Source organism: Pseudomonas sp. LBUM1641 (assembly GCF_059716235.1).
This window is the reverse complement of sequence record NZ_CP166815.1, coordinates 6,758,483-6,774,875: the sequence shown is the minus strand read 5'-3', so window position 1 is coordinate 6,774,875 and position 16,393 is coordinate 6,758,483. Positions and strand designations below refer to the sequence as shown.

Here is a 16,393-nt window from a genome sequence, read left to right as displayed (position 1 = left end):
AGACACACAAGGTTACGATTGACTTGTCAGTCACTATCCGGCGCTAATCGCGCATCTGTGGATCAAGGGCGTCAGACCCGAGACCTAAGAAATACAAAAATTAGAAATGAGAGGAGCGGTACATGAAGAAGTCAACATTGGCGTTGGCCGTAGCTTTGGGGGCAATCGCTCAACAAGCAGGCGCCGCAGGTTTCATCGAAGACAGCCACGCCACACTGAGCGCACGTAACTTTTACATCAACACCGATAACCGTAATGGCGCTGATACAGCTACCAGCCACAGCAAAAACGCGGAATGGGGCCAAGGCTTCGACCTGCGTTTCATCTCGGGTTACACCCAAGGTACTGTGCAGTTTGGTGTTGACGCTATCGGCCTGTACGGCGTTCGCCTGGATTCCAGCCGCGCTGAACACGGGAACTACAACGGTACGCTTTCGGGCGGTACTGTATTCCCAAGCGATGGCAACGAGGCTGTCAATGATTTCGCCAGCCTGGGCGTGACCGGCAAGGTCAAGATCTCCCAGACCGAACTGAAACTGGGCACCCTGCAACCTAAGCTGCCAGTTATTGTGACCAACGATGGTCGTCTGCTGCCGCAGACCTTCCAGGGTGGCCAGATCACTACCAACGACATCAAGGATCTGACCTTGGTTGCTGGTCAGGTTGAAAAAGCCAAGGGTCGTAACTCCAGCAATAACGAAAACCTGTCGATTGGCGGTGCCAACGGTAGCTCCAACTACAACGCAGGCAGGTTCGTTAACAAGTTCTACTACGCCGGTGGTGACTACAAGCTCACCAAAGACCTGACGGCCCAGTACTACTACGGCAACCTGGAAGACTTCTACAAGCAGCACTTCCTGGGTCTGACCCACAACTGGGCGATCGGCCCGGGCGTACTGAAGTCTGACCTGCGTTATTTCAACAGCTCTGACGATGGTAAAAACGGCAATACCCCTGCCTACTACTCCAGCGGTAACTACAGTGGCGTTGCATCGGGTAAAGGCAAAGTCGACAACAACCTGTACAGCGGGCTGTTCCTTTACACCGTTGCTGGTCATACCTTTGGTGGCGGTTACCAAGTCAGCAACGGTAGCAGTGACTTCCCTTGGTTGAACCAAGGTGACGGTTCGTCTGCCTACCTCACCACTGACATGCAGATCCAGAAGTTCGCCCGCGCCGGCGAGCGTACCTGGCAAGCTCGTTACGCCTATGACTTCGCCAAGGTCGGCGTACCTGGTCTGACTGCAGGTGTCGTGTACCTCAAAGGTACTGATATCGACACGGTAAACGGTAGCCGCGCTGAGTTCACTGGTCAGTCCGAGTGGGAGCGTGACATCACTATTGCCTACGTGATCCCGGAAGGCCCACTGAAAAACCTGGGCGTCGCCTGGAAAAACGCAATGTGGCGTACCGATGTTGCTTCTGCACGTGACCAAGACGAAAACCGTCTGATCGTCAGCTACTCGCTGCCACTGTTCTAGTAGCGTAAAGCTGTTGTAAGGCTGTAATCCTTGCCCGGCGCAATGCCGGGCAAGGTGTTTTACTTTTCAAGTCGGGCTCAACCCCCGCAAGCCCTTCCTGAATCCCCTCTTTGTACAGCGTCTCAAGGCCTTCTCGAACCTTGAAGCGGATGTTGATCCACGCCTGTTGCCAAGTCCAATGAACAGATTTTTAATATTCCTTTATCGTCTAGATAAATCGATATTTATTCTTTTTAAATAATCCGCGACACAGGCACAGTGGGCTCCATAAGCACTCATCAGGAGCCACACCATGAGCCTCAGACTGGGCGACATCGCCCCCGACTTTGAACAGGATTCCAGCGCCGGCAAGATTCGCTTCCACGAGTGGCTGGGCGATAGCTGGGGCGTGCTGTTTTCCCACCCGGCGGATTTCACCCCGGTGTGCACCACGGAGCTGGGCTTCACCGCCAAGCTCAAGGACGAATTCGCCAAGCGCGGCGTCAAGGCCATTGCCCTGTCGGTCGACCCGGTGGATTCCCACCACAAGTGGATCGAAGACATCAACGAAACCCAGAACACCATCGTCAACTTCCCGATCCTGGCCGACGCTGACCGCAAGGTCTCCGACCTGTATGACCTGATCCACCCGAATGCCAGTGACACCCTCACCGTGCGTTCGCTGTTCGTGATCGATCCGAACAAAAAGATTCGCCTGACCATCACCTACCCAGCCAGCACCGGGCGCAACTTCCACGAAATCCTGCGGGTGATTGACTCGCTGCAACTGACCGACAGCCACAAAGTCGCCACCCCGGCCAACTGGCAGGACGGCGATGAGGTGGTGATCGTGCCGTCGCTCAAGGACGAGGAAGAGATCAAGAAGCGCTTTCCGAAGGGTTACCGCGCAGTGAAGCCGTACCTGCGGCTCACCCCTCAACCGAATCGTTAACACAGAACCAAATGTGGGAGCGGGCTTGCTCGCGAATGCACACTGTCAGTTGACGCATCTTTGAGTGACACACCGCTTTCGCGAGCAAGCCCGCTCCCACACTTGATCGCATTTCAAGTCTCACAAAGCAGGGGTTTTAAGGCCGTTTCGACGGCCTTTTTTTACGCCCGGAATTTAGTCAGCCGTATATGCATTTAAAGAATAAACAAATGAAAAAATAAGATTTATAGATATATAAATTGGCTGATATGGTCTGTCCCATCTTGGCGCCATCGCCGCATAGCGAACCGCCGACACTTTCCAAAGGAATTGCCTACATGCTGGTCGTAACACTTGGTGGTAGCCCCAGCCAACGTTCCCGGTCCGGGGTCTTGCTGGATCACACCCGCAACTGGTTGCAGCAACAAGGTGTGGAAGTGGTGAGTTATCAGATACGGGACTTCCCGGCCGAAGACTTGCTGCACGCGCGGTTCGACAGCCCGAAAATCATCGACCTGCTGCAGCAAGTGGCAAATGCCGATGGCCTGGTGATCGCCACGCCGGTGTACAAGGCTTCGTTTTCCGGTGCGCTGAAAACCATCCTTGACCTGCTGCCCGAACGCGCCCTGGCCCACAAAGTGGTATTGCCGATGGCCACCGGCGGCAGCATCGCCCACATGCTCGCGGTGGACTACGCCTTGAAGCCAGTGCTGTCGGCCCTGAAAGCCCAGGAATTGCTTCACGGGATTTTCGCCGAAGACAGCCAGATCGCCTACGGCGAAGGCAGTGCCCAGGCGCAACTGGTGCCGGTGCTGGAACAACGTTTGAGCGAGGCCCTGGAGCAGTTCTACAGCGCCATGGCCCGCCGCCCGAAACCTCTTGATCCCAATGTGTTGAATGAACGTCTGTTGAGTGCTCGCTGGAGCATTTAAGCCTTACCGAGCTTCACCTGAATTCGACAAGTACTACTCACCTTACTCAGCCGTCAACGGCCAAGCAGGTGCAGCCAACCCCCTAATCGTATAGTTGGAGAGAGCGCCATGCGCACTGTCATCTTGCGTCGTGGACTGGTCGCACTGTTTGCTGCGGCTGTGTCGTTCGGCGCCATTGTTCAAGCCCAAGCCGCCGAAACACTGCGGATCGGCTATCAGAAATACGGCACCCTGGTGCTGCTCAAGGCCAAGGGCTCGCTGGAAAAGCGCCTGGCCGAGCAGGGCGTGCAAGTGCAATGGACGGAGTTCCCCGGCGGCCCGCAACTGCTGGAAGGACTGAACGTCGGCTCCATCGACTTCGGCGTGACGGGTGAAACGCCGCCAGTGTTTGCCCAGGCTGCCGGTGCCGATCTGCTCTACGTCGCCTACGAACCACCGGCGCCGACCAGCGAAGCGATCTTGGTACCGAAAGATTCGCCGATCAAATCGGTGCAAGACCTCAAGGGCAAGAAAGTCGTCCTCAATAAGGGCTCCAACGTGCACTACCTGCTGGTACGTGCCCTGGATGATGCCGGCCTGAAATACACCGACGTACAGACTGTGTTCCTGCCGCCCGCCGATGCCCGCGCCGCGTTCGAGCGTGGCAGCGTCGATGCCTGGGTGATCTGGGACCCGTACCAGGCAGCCGCCGAAAAACAACTGCAAGCGCGCACCCTGCGTGACGGCACCGGCATCGCTGACAACCATCAGTTCTACCTGGCCACCAAGCCTTACGCCGAAAAACACCCTGAGGTGATCAAGGCGCTGGTGGAAGAAGTGCGCGCCGTGGGCGAATGGTCCAAGGCCAATCCGGAGCAAGTCACCGAACAAGTTGCACCGCTGCTGGGCTTGCCGGCCGACATCACTCTCACCTCGGTAAAACGCCAGGGCTACGGCGCGCTGTTCCTGACCCCGGAAGTGGTCGCCGCGCAGCAGAAAATTGCCGACAGCTTCTACCAACTCAAATTGATCCCCAAACCCTTGAACATCAAGGACGTGATCTGGACGCCACCCGCCGCCGTTGCCAAAGCGCCGTAATCCGACTTCTTCAGGAGACAACTCCATGAGCCTCAATATTTTCTGGTTCCTGCCTACCCACGGCGACGGCCATTACCTTGGCACCGCCGAAGGCGCTCGCGCCGTTGATCACGGTTACCTGCAGCAAGTGGCCCAGGCGGCAGACCGCCTTGGCTTCGGCGGGGTGCTGATCCCTACCGGCCGTTCCTGCGAGGATTCGTGGTTGGTGGCGGCGTCGCTGATCCCGGTGACCCAACGTTTGAAATTCCTTGTCGCGCTGCGCCCCGGGATCATTTCCCCGACGGTGGCCGCGCGTCAGGCGGCAACTCTGGATCGTCTGTCCGGCGGCCGCGCGTTGTTCAACCTGGTGACCGGCGGTGACCCGGAAGAATTGGCCGGCGACGGGTTGTTCCTGAGCCATGAAGAGCGGTATCAGGCATCGGTGGAATTCACTCGCATCTGGCGCCGCGTGCTGGAAGGCGAAACCGTCGATTACGACGGCCAGCACATCAGCGTCAAAGGCGCGAAGTTGCTCTATCCGCCGATCCAGCAACCGCGTCCGCCGCTGTATTTCGGGGGTTCCTCCGAAGCGGCCCAGGACCTGGCAGCTGAACAAGTGGAAATGGTCCTGACCTGGGGCGAGCCGCCGGCCGCTGTGGCGGAAAAGATTGCACAGGTTCGCGCCAAGGCCGCCAAGCTCGGGCGTACCCTGCGCTTCGGCATTCGCCTGCATGTGATCGTGCGTGAAACCAACGCCGAAGCCTGGCAGGCCGCCGACAAACTGATCTCCCACGTGGACGATGAAACCATCGCCCGCGCCCAGGCCTCATTGTCGCGCTTCGATTCCGTAGGTCAGCAGCGCATGGCTGCCTTGCACGGCGGTAGCCGCGACAACCTGGAAGTCAGCCCCAACCTGTGGGCCGGCGTAGGGCTGGTGCGCGGCGGTGCCGGCACTGCCTTGGTAGGTGATGGCCCCACCGTAGCTGCACGGGTGAAGGAATACGCTGACCTGGGCATCGACACCTTTATCTTCTCCGGTTATCCACACCTGGAAGAGTCGTATCGCGTGGCCGAGCTGCTGTTCCCGCACCTGGACATCGAACGTCCCGAGCTGCCGAAAAGTACCGGCTACGTCAGCCCGTTTGGCGAAATGGTCGCCAACGACATTCTCCCCAAAGCTGCGTCCCAGAGCTGAGGCGCCGCCATGAACCTTGAAAAGTTAAGTCATCGATTGGCGCCCTGGGCGCTGCCGATTCTGTTGCTGGCGGTATGGCAGTTGTCCGTTTCGGCCGGTTGGTTGTCTACGCGCATTCTGCCGGCGCCCAGCGCGGTGATTGAAGCGGGCGTCAGCCTGGTGCGCAGCGGCGAAATCTGGACGCACCTGGCCATCAGCGGCTGGCGTGCTGGCCTGGGCTTTGTGATCGGCGGCGGCATCGGCCTGGCCCTGGGCTTTATCACCGGCCTGTCGACCTGGGGTGAACGCCTGCTGGACAGCTCGGTGCAGATGATCCGCAACGTGCCGCACCTGGCGCTGATCCCGCTGGTGATTCTGTGGTTCGGGATTGACGAGACCGCGAAGATATTCCTGGTCGCCCTCGGCACGCTGTTCCCGATCTACCTCAACACTTACCACGGCATCCGCAACGTCGACCCGGCGTTGGTGGAAATGGCCCGCAGTTATGGCCTGTCCGGTTTCAGCCTGTTTCGCCAAGTGATTTTGCCGGGCGCCTTGCCTTCGATTCTGGTGGGCGTGCGCTTCGCGTTGGGCTTTATGTGGTTGACGCTGATCGTTGCGGAAACCATCTCCGCCAGTTCCGGCATCGGCTACCTGGCGATGAACGCCCGGGAATTCCTGCAAACCGACGTAGTGGTACTGGCGATCGTGCTGTACGCGGTACTCGGCAAGCTGGCAGACCTGGCGGCGCGTGGCCTGGAACGTGTATGGCTGCGCTGGCACCCGGCCTATCAAGTGAATAAAGGAGGTGCGGCATGACCGCTCAACAACCTCCACGCCTGCTGCGGGGCATTCCCCTGGCAGTGCGCAAATTGCGCAAGGCTTTCGGCGCGCGGGAAGTGCTGAAGGCAATCGACCTGCACATTCCAGCCGGTCAATTTGTTGCGGTCGTGGGCCGCAGTGGCTGCGGCAAAAGTACCTTGCTGCGTCTGCTGGCCGGCCTGGACAAAGCCAGCGGCGGCGAATTGCTCGCCGGCTCCGCACCGCTGAGCGAGGCGATTGAGGACACGCGGTTGATGTTCCAGGAAGCGCGCCTGCTGCCGTGGAAAAAGATCATCGACAACGTGGGGCTGGGCCTCAAGGGCAACTGGCGTCCGCAGGCGTTGGAAGCGCTGGAAGCGGTCGGCCTGGCCGAGCGTGCCAATGAGTGGCCGGCGGCGTTGTCCGGTGGCCAGAAGCAACGCGTGGCCCTGGCCCGCGCCTTGATCCACCAGCCACGCCTGTTGCTGCTGGACGAACCGCTGGGGGCCCTGGATGCCCTGACCCGGATCGAGATGCAGCAACTGATCGAGAACCTCTGGCAGAAACACGGCTTCACCGTATTGCTGGTGACTCACGACGTCAGCGAAGCCGTGGCCATTGCCGACCGGGTGATCCTGATCGAAGACGGCGAAATCGGCCTCGACCTGCACGTGGAACTCCCACGCCCGCGGGTGCGTGGCTCCCACCGCCTGGCGGCGTTGGAAACCGAAGTGCTTAACCGTGTGTTGTCGCTGCCCGGCACCCCGCCGGAACCCGAACCTGTTTCACCGCTGCCTACGCAATTGCGTTGGGCTCAATAACTCACTTGTCTTACACAGGAAGAACGACCATGACTATTAAAGCCATCAACGTGCGTAACCAGTTCAAAGGCACCATCAAGGAAATCGTCGAAGGCGACGTGCTGTCGGAAATCGACGTGCAGACCGCGTCCGGCATCGTCACGTCCGTGATCACCACCCGTTCGGTGAAAGAGCTGGAACTGGTGATCGGCAGTGAAGTGATTGCCTTCGTCAAATCCACCGAGGTGTCGATCGCCAAGCTGTGATCGATGGTTCGCACAAAACCCCGAAGGTGAAAGCCTGTCGGGGTTTTTGTCGTTCTTGAGATAGCTTTCGCGAGCAAGCCCGCTCCCACATTCGACCGCATTCCAAAGTTAAAACTCGGTCAAATGTGGGAGCGGGCTTGCTCGCGAAGAGGCCCGGACAGGCAACAAAAAATCAGAGCGCAGCCACCCGCTTGGGCAAGAACGCCGGCAGGTAAAGTCCCACATACGCATCAAACACCCGCATGCCTTCCTCGGCCATGCGCGGAGTGATCTGCCCGTGCTGATGCACCGAGCGCGCGTAGACGCGGTCGCTCAGTTCCAGGGCCAGGGCAAACACGTCGACATCGGCGGGCAGGCTCGGCACCTCGAAGTGCCGGTTGAACACTTCATGCATCAGGTTTCCCAGCTCCAGATCGTGCTGGCGGTCGGCCTGTGTCACTTCGGTCAACCCGTGCTGGGCCAGGATCAATTGCCGGGCGGCGGCGTCGTTGCTGTAGATGGTGAGCATGCGCTGCTCCACCACGCAGGACAGGTCGCGCCAATGCTTGAGTGAGTCGTGGTCGATTGGCGCCTGAATGGCCGCGCGAAAGGCTGCATGGACATCAGCGGTCAGCGCCTCCAGCAAGGCAGGCACGCTGGCGAAGAAGTGGTACACCGATGACGGCGGAATCTGCGCCCGCTCGGCCACGCTGTAGATCGACAGGCTGGCCACGCCTTCGGCGGCCAGCAAAGTGCGGGCGGCATCGAGGATCGCGTCGATCCGGGCCTGGCTGCGGGCGCGGGGTTTGCGAGGGGTGGCAGGGCGATTCATTGAAGTCTCCTACAGGGCAGCGGGCATTGTACGAGAGACAGCCCATGATCCACACCATGTAGGAGCGAGCTTGCTCGCGATGGTCGTAAACGATGACGCGGGCATCCTGAATCAACGCGGCGCCCTCAGGTTTTTCGCGAGCAAGCCCGCCCCTACAGACAGGCATAAAAAAACGCCGCAAGCCAAAAGCCTGCGGCGTTCTTTTTAACCCGGCAACCGCTTACACGGTATGCAGGTACCAGTTGTACTCAAGGTCGGAGATGGAGTGCTCAAACTCTTCCAGCTCACTTTCCTTACAGGCGACGAAGATATCGATGTATTTAGGATCGATGTACTTGGCCATCACCTCGCTGTCGTCCAACTCGCGCAGGGCATCGCGCAGGTTGTTCGGCAGGCTCTGTTCGTTCTGCTCGTAGCTGTTGCCTTCCACGGGTGCGCCAGGCTCGATCTTGTTGGTCAGGCCGTGATGCACGCCCGCCAGGACCGAAGCCATCAGCAGGTAAGGGTTGGCGTCGGCGCCGGCCACACGGTGTTCGATACGTACGGCGTCGGACGAGCCGGTCGGTACGCGAATCGCCACGGTGCGGTTATCCAGGCCCCAGCACGGCGAGTTCGGCACGTAGAACTGTGCGCCGAAACGACGGTAGGAGTTGACGTTAGGGCACAGGAACGCCATTTGGGCGGGTAGGGTCTCCAGCACACCGCCGATCGCGTGACGCAATGCGGCGTTCTGCTCGGGATCCTCGCTGGCAAAGATGTTCTTGCCGTCCTTGTCCAGGATCGAAATGTGTACGTGTAAGCCGTTGCCTGCCTGGCCCGGGTAAGGCTTGGCCATGAACGTGGTGTCCATCTCATGGTCGTAGGCGATGTTCTTGATCAAGCGCTTGAGCAGTACCGCGTAGTCGCAGGCCTTTATAGGGTCGGCAACGTGGTGCAGGTTCACTTCGAACTGCGCCGGGGCACTTTCCTTGACGATGGCGTCGGCAGGGATGCCTTGCTCTTTTGCACCTTCCAGAATGTCCTGGAGGCAGTCGACGTATTCGTCGAGGTCGTCGATCAGGTAGACCTGTGTCGAGTGCGGGCGTTTGCCGGAGATCGGCGAGCGGGGCGGTTGTGGCCGGCCATTCACGTTCTCCTGGTCAATCAGGTAGAACTCCAGCTCGAATGCGGCGCAGATGGTCAGACCGAGGTCGTCAAATTTGCTTACAACTTGGCGGAGTACTTCGCGAGGATCGGCGAAGAAAGGTTCACCTTCGAGTTCGTGCATGGTCATCAGCAATTGCGCGGTTGGGCGCTTTTGCCAGGGTTCATTGCACAGGGTGTCGGGGATTGGATAACAGATTCGGTCAGCATCACCGATGTCCAGACCCAGGCCGGTGCTTTCCACCGTTGAGCCATTGATATCCAGGGCAAATAGAGAGGCAGGCAGGTTAATGCCCTTCTCGTAAACCTTGTGGAGGCTGGTGCGTTCGATGCGCTTGCCGCGCACCACACCATTCATATCCGCAATTAGAAGGTCTACGTACAGAACCTCAGGATGATCCTTAAGGAACGCGTTCGCTTCGTTAAGCTGAACGGCACGCGGGGGTACCGACATGATGCAACACCTTTGTTGTTAAAAATATCAATCATTGATCTCTTCGGGTTTCAGTCAACCCGAACGGCATGCCGAAGTCAAGCGAGGCCTTTTTTGCCCTAAAAAAGCGCCTTGAGGGCTTTTTTGGGGCTTTTTGGGGCGGTTTTTTGGGATTGGTGCTCTTGGAACCAGCACGTTTGAGCGGGCCGTGTTGTATTTTTTACGGGGGTGTTGTGTAAAAAAATGAACAAGGCTAAGCTCGATTCAAACCCATAACAGCAATAATACCGGGGTGCTTCATGTCTCGCCTGCCGTTAATCGGCGTCACCGCCTGCTCCAAACAGGTCGGTCTGCATGCTTATCACATCAGTGGCGACAAATACGTCCGTGCAGTGGCCACCGCTGCCAAGGGCTTGCCGTTGATTATTCCGTCCCTGGCGGATGTGCTCGACCCGGCCAATATTCTTGACGGTCTGGACGGCATTCTTTTCACCGGCTCACCTTCCAATATCGAACCCTATCAATACGACGGTCCGGCCAGCGCGCCCGGGACTGCTCATGATTCTGCACGGGACCAAACCACGCTACCGCTGCTGCGTGCCGCGATTGCGGCAGGCGTTCCGGTGCTGGGGATTTGCCGTGGCTTCCAGGAAATGAACGTGGCGTTTGGCGGCAGCCTGCACCAGAACGTTCACGAAGTGCCGGGCATGATGGATCACCGCGAAGACGACACCCAGCCGCTGGATATCCAGTATGGCCCGGCGCACGCAGTGGCCATCTCCCCGAATGGGGTATTGGCAAGCCTGGGCTTGCCGCCGACGATCCAGGTCAACTCGATTCATTCACAGGGCATCGATCGCCTGGCGCCGGGTTTTCAGGTAGAGGCCACCGCGCCGGACGGCCTGATCGAAGGCTTTTCGGTTCCCGCGGGCAAGGCTTTTGCTTTAGGAGTGCAATGGCACCCCGAATGGCAGGTAAGCTCTAACCCGCACTACCTCGTAATCTTCCAGGCATTTGGCAATGCTTGTCGAAAGCGGGTGATGCAACGCGACGCGGATGCTGCGTCAACTTACGCCTGACCTTTAATGGATGTCAGGAAACACAGCCCAGAGGCATTTATGAGTAACAACCTCGACCAGCTCACCGATTGGTTGAAAGACCACAAGATCACAGAAGTCGAATGCATGATTGGCGACCTCACCGGCATCACCCGGGGCAAGATCTCGCCGACCAACAAGTTCATCGCCGAAAAAGGCATGCGCCTGCCCGAAAGCGTTCTGTTGCAGACCGTGACCGGCGACTATGTCGAAGACGACATCTATTACGAATTGCTCGACCCGGCCGACATCGACATGATCTGCCGCCCGGACGAGAACGCGGTGTACCTCGTGCCTTGGGCCATCGAGCCTACGGCCCAGGTGATCCACGACACCTACGACAAGCAAGGCAACCCGATCGAGCTGTCGCCGCGCAACGTGCTCAAGAAAGTCCTCAAGCTCTACGCCGATAAAGGCTGGCAGCCCATCGTGGCGCCGGAGATGGAGTTCTACCTGACCAAGCGCTGCGAAGACCCGGACTTCCCGCTGCAACCGCCGATTGGCCGTTCCGGTCGCCCGGAAACCGGCCGCCAGTCCTTCTCTATAGAAGCAGCCAACGAATTCGATCCGTTGTTCGAAGACGTCTACGACTGGTGCGAGCTGCAGGAGCTGGACCTCGACACGCTGATCCACGAAGACGGCACGGCGCAGATGGAAATCAACTTCCGTCACGGCGACGCCCTGTCCCTGGCCGACCAGATCCTGGTGTTCAAGCGGACCATGCGTGAAGCGGCGCTCAAGCACAACGTGGCGGCCACCTTTATGGCCAAGCCCATGACCGGCGAGCCCGGCAGCGCGATGCACCTGCACCAGAGCATCATCGACATCGCCACTGGCAAGAACGTGTTCTCTAATGAAGACGGGACCAAGAGCGAGCTGTTCCTGCACCACATCGGTGGCCTGCAGAAATTTATCCCTGAGCTGTTGCCGCTGTTCGCACCGAACGTCAACTCGTTCCGCCGCTTCCTGCCCGACACCTCGGCGCCGGTCAACGTGGAGTGGGGCGAAGAAAACCGCACCGTAGGCCTGCGCGTACCGGACGCCGGCCCACAAAACCGTCGGGTGGAAAACCGCCTGCCAGGTGCCGACGCCAACCCGTACCTGGCGATTGCCGCCAGCTTGCTGTGTGGCTACATCGGCATGGTCGAAGGCATCAGCCCAAGCGCGCCAGTGGTGGGTCGTGGTTACGAGCGCCGCAACCTGCGCCTGCCGCTGACCATCGAAGACGCCCTGGAACGCATGGAAAACAGCAAGACCATCGAGAAATACCTGGGTCACAAATTCATCACAGGCTACGTCGCGGTCAAGCGGGCCGAGCATGAAAACTTCAAGCGCGTCATCAGTTCGTGGGAGCGGGAATTCCTGCTCTTCGCCGTCTGATGCGCCGGGCGCGCCCTTCAAACGGCGCGTCCTCACCTGAAACATCTAGGAGATTGGTATGTCCAGCAACAACCCGCAAACCCGTGAATGGCAAGCCTTGAGCAGCGATCACCACCTGGCGCCGTTCAGCGACTTCAAGCAATTGAAAGAGAAAGGCCCACGGATCATCACCAAAGCCCACGGCGTTTACCTGTGGGACAGCGAAGGCAACAAGATCCTCGACGGCATGGCCGGCCTGTGGTGCGTGGCGATCGGTTACGGTCGCGATGAACTGGCTGATGCGGCCGCCAAGCAGATGAAAGAGCTGCCGTACTACAACCTGTTCTTCCAGACTGCCCACCCGCCGGTGCTGGAACTGGCCAAAGCCATCTCCGATATCGCCCCGCAAGGCATGAACCATGTGTTTTTCACCGGTTCCGGCTCTGAAGGCAACGACACCATGCTGCGTATGGTCCGCCACTACTGGGCGATCAAAGGCCAGCCGAACAAGAAAACCATCATCAGCCGCAAGAATGGCTACCACGGCTCCACCGTGGCCGGCGCCAGCCTGGGCGGCATGACTTATATGCATGAACAGGGCGACTTGCCGATCCCGGGCATCGTTCACATTGCCCAGCCTTACTGGTTCGGCGAAGGCGGCGACATGAGCCCGGAAGAATTCGGCGTGTGGGCGGCCAACCAGCTGGAAGAGAAGATTCTGGAACTGGGCGTGGACAACGTCGGTGCCTTTATTGCCGAGCCGATCCAGGGTGCCGGTGGCGTGATCGTGCCGCCTGCCAGCTACTGGCCGCGCATCAAGGAAATCCTCGCCAAGTACGACATCCTGTTCGTCGCCGATGAAGTGATCTGCGGCTTTGGCCGTACCGGAGAGTGGTTCGGTAGCGATTTCTACGACCTCAAGCCCGACATGATGACCATCGCTAAGGGCCTGACCTCCGGCTACATCCCGATGGGCGGCCTGATCGTGCGCGACGAAGTGGTCGCCGTGCTGAACGAAGGCGGTGATTTCAACCACGGCTTCACCTATTCCGGTCACCCGGTTGCAGCGGCGGTAGCCCTGGAAAACATCCGCATCATGCGCGATGAACAAATTGTTAAGCGTGTGCACGACGAAACGGCACCCTATTTGCAAAAGCGTTTGAGGGAACTGGCGGATCACCCGCTGGTGGGTGAAGTTCGCGGTGTGGGCATGCTCGGTGCAATCGAGCTGGTTCAGGACAAGGCAACGCGCAAGCGTTACGAAGGCCGTGGTGTTGGCATGATCTGCCGCACGTTCTGCTTCGAGAATGGCCTGATCATGCGCGCCGTGGGCGACACCATGATCATTTCGCCGCCGTTGGTGATCAGCAAGGCCGAGATTGACGAGCTGGTGACCAAGGCGCGGCACTGCCTGGACCTGACTTTGGCGGCTTTGCAGGGCTAAGTGCTAGGCTCAGAGCGCAGCGCCGATTGGGCGCTGCTTCTGGGATGTTAGAAAAGGCATTTATAAAAAGAGCGCTTTGGTTGAAAGCCGGCCTCGGAACTTGCCAGACTGTCGCCCTGTTTTGTTGCCCCTTAGACGGGCTGCGAAACACGTTGTACTTAAAGAACGAACGTGGCCCAAAAAAGAAAAAATTGGAGCATGACCGAATGAAGGCATTAGGTTTGAAGAACGCTGGCAAGACCCTCCTGGCCTTGTCCCTGATGGGGGCCATGGCAGGCGCGGCGCACGCCGACGATAAAGTGCTGCACGTTTATAACTGGTCCGACTACATCGCACCGGACACCATCGCGAACTTTGAAAAAGAGTCCGGGATCAAGGTGGTCTATGACGTGTTCGACTCCAACGAAACCCTGGAAGCCAAGTTGCTGGCAGGCAAGTCCGGCTACGACATCGTCGTGCCGTCGAACAACTTCCTCGCCAAGCAGATCAAGGCCGGTGTTTACCAGGAACTGGACAAGTCCAAGCTGCCGAACTACGACAACTTGAACAAATCCCTGCTTAAAGCCGTGTCCGTCAGCGACCCGGACAACAAGCACGCCTTCCCGTACATGTGGGGCTCCATCGGCATCGGCTACAACCCGGAGAAGGTCAAGGCCGCGCTGGGCATCGACAAGATCGACTCGTGGGATGTCATCCTCAAGCCGGAAAACCTCGCCAAGCTCAAAGGCTGCGGTGTGAGCTTCCTCGATTCGCCAACCGAAATGCTGCCAGTGGCACTGCATTACCTGGGCCTGCCGACCGACACCCAGAAGAAAGAAGACCTCAAGCAAGCCGAGGCGCTGTTCCTCAAGCTGCGTCCTTCGATCGGTTACTTCCATTCGTCCAAGTACATCTCCGACCTGGCCAACGGCAACATCTGCGTAGCCGTGGGTTATTCGGGTGACGTGCAACAGGCCAAGTCCCGCGCGGCTGAAGCCGGTGGCAAGGTCAAGGTTGCCTACGACATTCCGAAAGAAGGTGCCGGCAGCTTCTATGACATGGTCGCCATCCCTAAAGATGCCGAGAACGTCGACGCCGCCTACAAGTTCATGAACTACCTGCTCAAGCCGGAAGTCATGGCGAGCATTACCAACAGCGTGCGTTTCCCGAACGGTAACGAGAAAGCCACTGCATTGGTCGACAAAGACATTACCAGCGACCCAGGCATCTATCCGCCAGCGGACGTGCAAGCCAAGCTTTATGCCATTGCTGACTTGCCAGCTGCTACTCAGCGGGAAATGACCCGCAGCTGGACCAAAATCAAATCGGGCAAGTAAGCCTTAAAACCTGTGGGAGCGGGCTTGTGTGGGAGCGGGCTTGCTCGCGAAGACGGTGTGTCAGCCAGCAGGTGTATCAACTGATACACCGCTTTCGCGAGCAAGCCCGCTCCCACATAGCCCGCTCCCACCAATTAAATGACAGAAAGTTTTGCCGGATCGGTTTATCGAGGGTAAGTTGCGCGCCGGTTTTGTTGCCGGGCAACAACTTCGGGCCCAACTATTTAAGAGGACCTCCACTTGCCAATTTCTTTATTTCGCAAAGCCTTGCTGGTGGGTGCAGGTATCACGCTGGCTGTCAGCGTGCAGGCCGCCCCGACTGTGCATATTTATAACTGGTCGGACTACATCGGCCCGGACACCCTGGCCAATTTTGAAAAGGCCACCGGCATCAAGCCGGTCTACGACGTGTTCGACTCCAACGAAACCCTGGAAGGCAAGTTGCTCGCCGGTCGTACCGGGTATGACGTGGTAGTGCCGTCGAACCACTTCCTCGGCAAGCAGATCAAGGCCGGGGCGTTCCAGAAAATCGACAAGTCGCAGCTGACCAATTACGCCAACCTCGACCCGGCGCTGCTCAAGCGCCTGGAAAAGAACGACCCGGGCAACCAGTACGCGGTGCCGTACCTGTGGGGCACCAACGGCATTGGCTACAACGTCGACAAGGTCAAGGAAGTGCTGGGCGTCGACAAGATCGACTCCTGGGCCGTGCTGTTCGAGCCGGAAAACATGAAGAAGCTGGCGAGCTGCGGCGTGTCGTTCATGGACTCGGCGGACGAAATGCTGCCGGCGGTGCTCAACTACATGGGCTTGAACCCCAACAGCACCAACCCTGAAGACTATAAGAAGGCTGAAGAGAAACTCTTGAAAGTGCGTCCTTACGTGACCTACTTCCATTCTTCCAAGTACATCTCGGACCTGGCCAACGGCAATATCTGCGTGGCGGCCGGTTTCTCCGGTGATGTGTTCCAGGCCAAGGCTCGTGCAGCCGAAGCGGGCAAAGGCGTGAACATCGCCTACGTGATTCCGAAAGAAGGCGGCAACCTGTGGTTCGACGTGCTGGCCATCCCCAAGGATGCCACCAACGTCAAAGAGGCTCTCGCCTTCATCAACTATTTGCTGAAACCTGAAGTGATCGCTCAGGTCAGTGATTACGTCGGTTACGCCAACCCTAACCCAGGGGCGGACAAACTGATGGAGCAATCGATACGCACCGACGAAGCGGTTTACCCACCGCAGGCGGTTCTCGACCGGACTTTTGTCAACTTCGAGCTACCCCCGAAAGTGCAACGTTTGATGACCCGTAGCTGGACCAAGGTCAAGACGGGCAAGTAAAGCTCAAAATATCCTGGGCTCGCCTGTGTTGGGCG

15 protein-coding genes are annotated in these 16,393 nt (G+C 58.6%); 13 read left to right on the top strand and 2 right to left on the bottom strand.

The window, feature by feature from the left end:
• Positions 1 to 122 precede the first annotated feature (122 nt).
• From ACA046_RS31305 to ACA046_RS31270, 8 genes are all read left to right on the top strand, one after another.
• Positions 123 to 1,481, top strand: a complete 1,359-nt coding sequence (locus ACA046_RS31305) for an OprD family porin (protein WP_497675571.1) — start codon at positions 123 to 125, stop codon at positions 1,479 to 1,481.
• A gap of 292 nt (positions 1,482 to 1,773) precedes the next feature.
• Positions 1,774 to 2,412: a peroxiredoxin gene (locus ACA046_RS31300; protein WP_010167863.1), complete on the top strand. Its 639-nt coding sequence runs from the start codon at positions 1,774 to 1,776 to the stop codon at positions 2,410 to 2,412.
• 317 nt (positions 2,413 to 2,729) lie between these two features.
• Positions 2,730 to 3,323: an NADPH-dependent FMN reductase gene (gene ssuE, locus ACA046_RS31295; RefSeq protein WP_459024535.1), complete on the top strand. Its 594-nt coding sequence runs from the start codon at positions 2,730 to 2,732 to the stop codon at positions 3,321 to 3,323.
• A gap of 108 nt (positions 3,324 to 3,431) precedes the next feature.
• Complete coding sequence (locus ACA046_RS31290; protein ID WP_459024533.1) at positions 3,432 to 4,400, top strand: sulfonate ABC transporter substrate-binding protein; 969 nt, start codon at positions 3,432 to 3,434, stop codon at positions 4,398 to 4,400.
• Positions 4,401 to 4,425: 25 nt separating this feature from the next.
• Positions 4,426 to 5,574 carry an FMNH2-dependent alkanesulfonate monooxygenase gene (gene ssuD / locus ACA046_RS31285; RefSeq protein ID WP_497675570.1) on the top strand — a complete coding sequence of 383 codons (1,149 nt, stop codon included), beginning with the start codon at positions 4,426 to 4,428 and terminating at the stop codon, positions 5,572 to 5,574.
• Positions 5,575 to 5,583: 9 nt separating this feature from the next.
• Positions 5,584 to 6,372, top strand: coding sequence for an aliphatic sulfonate ABC transporter permease SsuC (ssuC, locus tag ACA046_RS31280; protein WP_167664052.1), 789 nt, complete (start codon positions 5,584 to 5,586; stop codon positions 6,370 to 6,372).
• A complete protein-coding gene (gene ssuB, locus ACA046_RS31275; protein WP_076013058.1) occupies positions 6,369 to 7,175 on the top strand; it encodes an aliphatic sulfonates ABC transporter ATP-binding protein in 807 nt (268 codons plus the stop codon). Before ssuC ends, ssuB begins: the two co-directional genes overlap by 4 nt.
• A 29-nt stretch (positions 7,176 to 7,204) precedes the next feature.
• Positions 7,205 to 7,420 carry a TOBE domain-containing protein gene (locus ACA046_RS31270; RefSeq protein ID WP_003213899.1) on the top strand — a complete coding sequence of 72 codons (216 nt, stop codon included), beginning with the start codon at positions 7,205 to 7,207 and terminating at the stop codon, positions 7,418 to 7,420.
• Positions 7,421 to 7,592: 172 nt separating this feature from the next.
• On the opposite strand, the gene ACA046_RS31265 is transcribed toward ACA046_RS31270, so the two are convergent.
• Both ACA046_RS31265 and ACA046_RS31260 read right to left on the bottom strand, forming a co-directional pair.
• Positions 7,593 to 8,231 carry a TetR/AcrR family transcriptional regulator gene (locus tag ACA046_RS31265; RefSeq protein WP_459024529.1) on the bottom strand — a complete coding sequence of 213 codons (639 nt, stop codon included), beginning with the start codon at positions 8,229 to 8,231 and terminating at the stop codon, positions 7,593 to 7,595.
• 220 nt (positions 8,232 to 8,451) lie between these two features.
• Positions 8,452 to 9,828, bottom strand: a complete 1,377-nt coding sequence (locus ACA046_RS31260) for a glutamine synthetase family protein (protein WP_003213894.1) — start codon at positions 9,826 to 9,828, stop codon at positions 8,452 to 8,454.
• Between the two features lie 278 nt (positions 9,829 to 10,106).
• Between ACA046_RS31260 and ACA046_RS31255 the strand changes: the two genes are divergently transcribed.
• From ACA046_RS31255 to ACA046_RS31235, 5 genes are all read left to right on the top strand, one after another.
• Positions 10,107 to 10,886 (top strand): gamma-glutamyl-gamma-aminobutyrate hydrolase family protein, encoded by a 780-nt coding sequence (locus ACA046_RS31255; RefSeq protein WP_497675569.1) that lies wholly within the window; start codon positions 10,107 to 10,109, stop codon positions 10,884 to 10,886.
• Between the two features lie 39 nt (positions 10,887 to 10,925).
• Complete coding sequence (locus tag ACA046_RS31250) at positions 10,926 to 12,284, top strand: glutamine synthetase family protein (RefSeq protein ID WP_010167850.1); 1,359 nt, start codon at positions 10,926 to 10,928, stop codon at positions 12,282 to 12,284.
• Between the two features lie 58 nt (positions 12,285 to 12,342).
• Positions 12,343 to 13,707 (top strand): aspartate aminotransferase family protein, encoded by a 1,365-nt coding sequence (locus ACA046_RS31245; RefSeq protein WP_093203921.1) that lies wholly within the window; start codon positions 12,343 to 12,345, stop codon positions 13,705 to 13,707.
• 221 nt (positions 13,708 to 13,928) lie between these two features.
• Complete coding sequence (locus ACA046_RS31240; protein WP_318304491.1) at positions 13,929 to 15,023, top strand: polyamine ABC transporter substrate-binding protein; 1,095 nt, start codon at positions 13,929 to 13,931, stop codon at positions 15,021 to 15,023.
• A 240-nt stretch (positions 15,024 to 15,263) separates the two neighbouring features.
• Positions 15,264 to 16,358 carry a polyamine ABC transporter substrate-binding protein gene (locus tag ACA046_RS31235; RefSeq protein WP_063026413.1) on the top strand — a complete coding sequence of 365 codons (1,095 nt, stop codon included), beginning with the start codon at positions 15,264 to 15,266 and terminating at the stop codon, positions 16,356 to 16,358.
• Positions 16,359 to 16,393: the final 35 nt, after the last annotated feature.

Coding starts and splice junctions, on each gene's coding strand:
- ACA046_RS31305 (WP_497675571.1), top strand. CDS start 123: ATGAAGAAGTCAACATTGGCGTTGGCCGTAGCTTTGGGGGCAATCGCT.
- ACA046_RS31300 (WP_010167863.1), top strand. CDS start 1,774: ATGAGCCTCAGACTGGGCGACATCGCCCCCGACTTTGAACAGGATTCC.
- ssuE (WP_459024535.1), top strand. CDS start 2,730: ATGCTGGTCGTAACACTTGGTGGTAGCCCCAGCCAACGTTCCCGGTCC.
- ACA046_RS31290 (WP_459024533.1), top strand. CDS start 3,432: ATGCGCACTGTCATCTTGCGTCGTGGACTGGTCGCACTGTTTGCTGCG.
- ssuD (WP_497675570.1), top strand. CDS start 4,426: ATGAGCCTCAATATTTTCTGGTTCCTGCCTACCCACGGCGACGGCCAT.
- ssuC (WP_167664052.1), top strand. CDS start 5,584: ATGAACCTTGAAAAGTTAAGTCATCGATTGGCGCCCTGGGCGCTGCCG.
- ssuB (WP_076013058.1), top strand. CDS start 6,369: ATGACCGCTCAACAACCTCCACGCCTGCTGCGGGGCATTCCCCTGGCA.
- ACA046_RS31270 (WP_003213899.1), top strand. CDS start 7,205: ATGACTATTAAAGCCATCAACGTGCGTAACCAGTTCAAAGGCACCATC.
- ACA046_RS31265 (WP_459024529.1), bottom strand. CDS start 8,231: ATGAATCGCCCTGCCACCCCTCGCAAACCCCGCGCCCGCAGCCAGGCC.
- ACA046_RS31260 (WP_003213894.1), bottom strand. CDS start 9,828: ATGTCGGTACCCCCGCGTGCCGTTCAGCTTAACGAAGCGAACGCGTTC.
- ACA046_RS31255 (WP_497675569.1), top strand. CDS start 10,107: ATGTCTCGCCTGCCGTTAATCGGCGTCACCGCCTGCTCCAAACAGGTC.
- ACA046_RS31250 (WP_010167850.1), top strand. CDS start 10,926: ATGAGTAACAACCTCGACCAGCTCACCGATTGGTTGAAAGACCACAAG.
- ACA046_RS31245 (WP_093203921.1), top strand. CDS start 12,343: ATGTCCAGCAACAACCCGCAAACCCGTGAATGGCAAGCCTTGAGCAGC.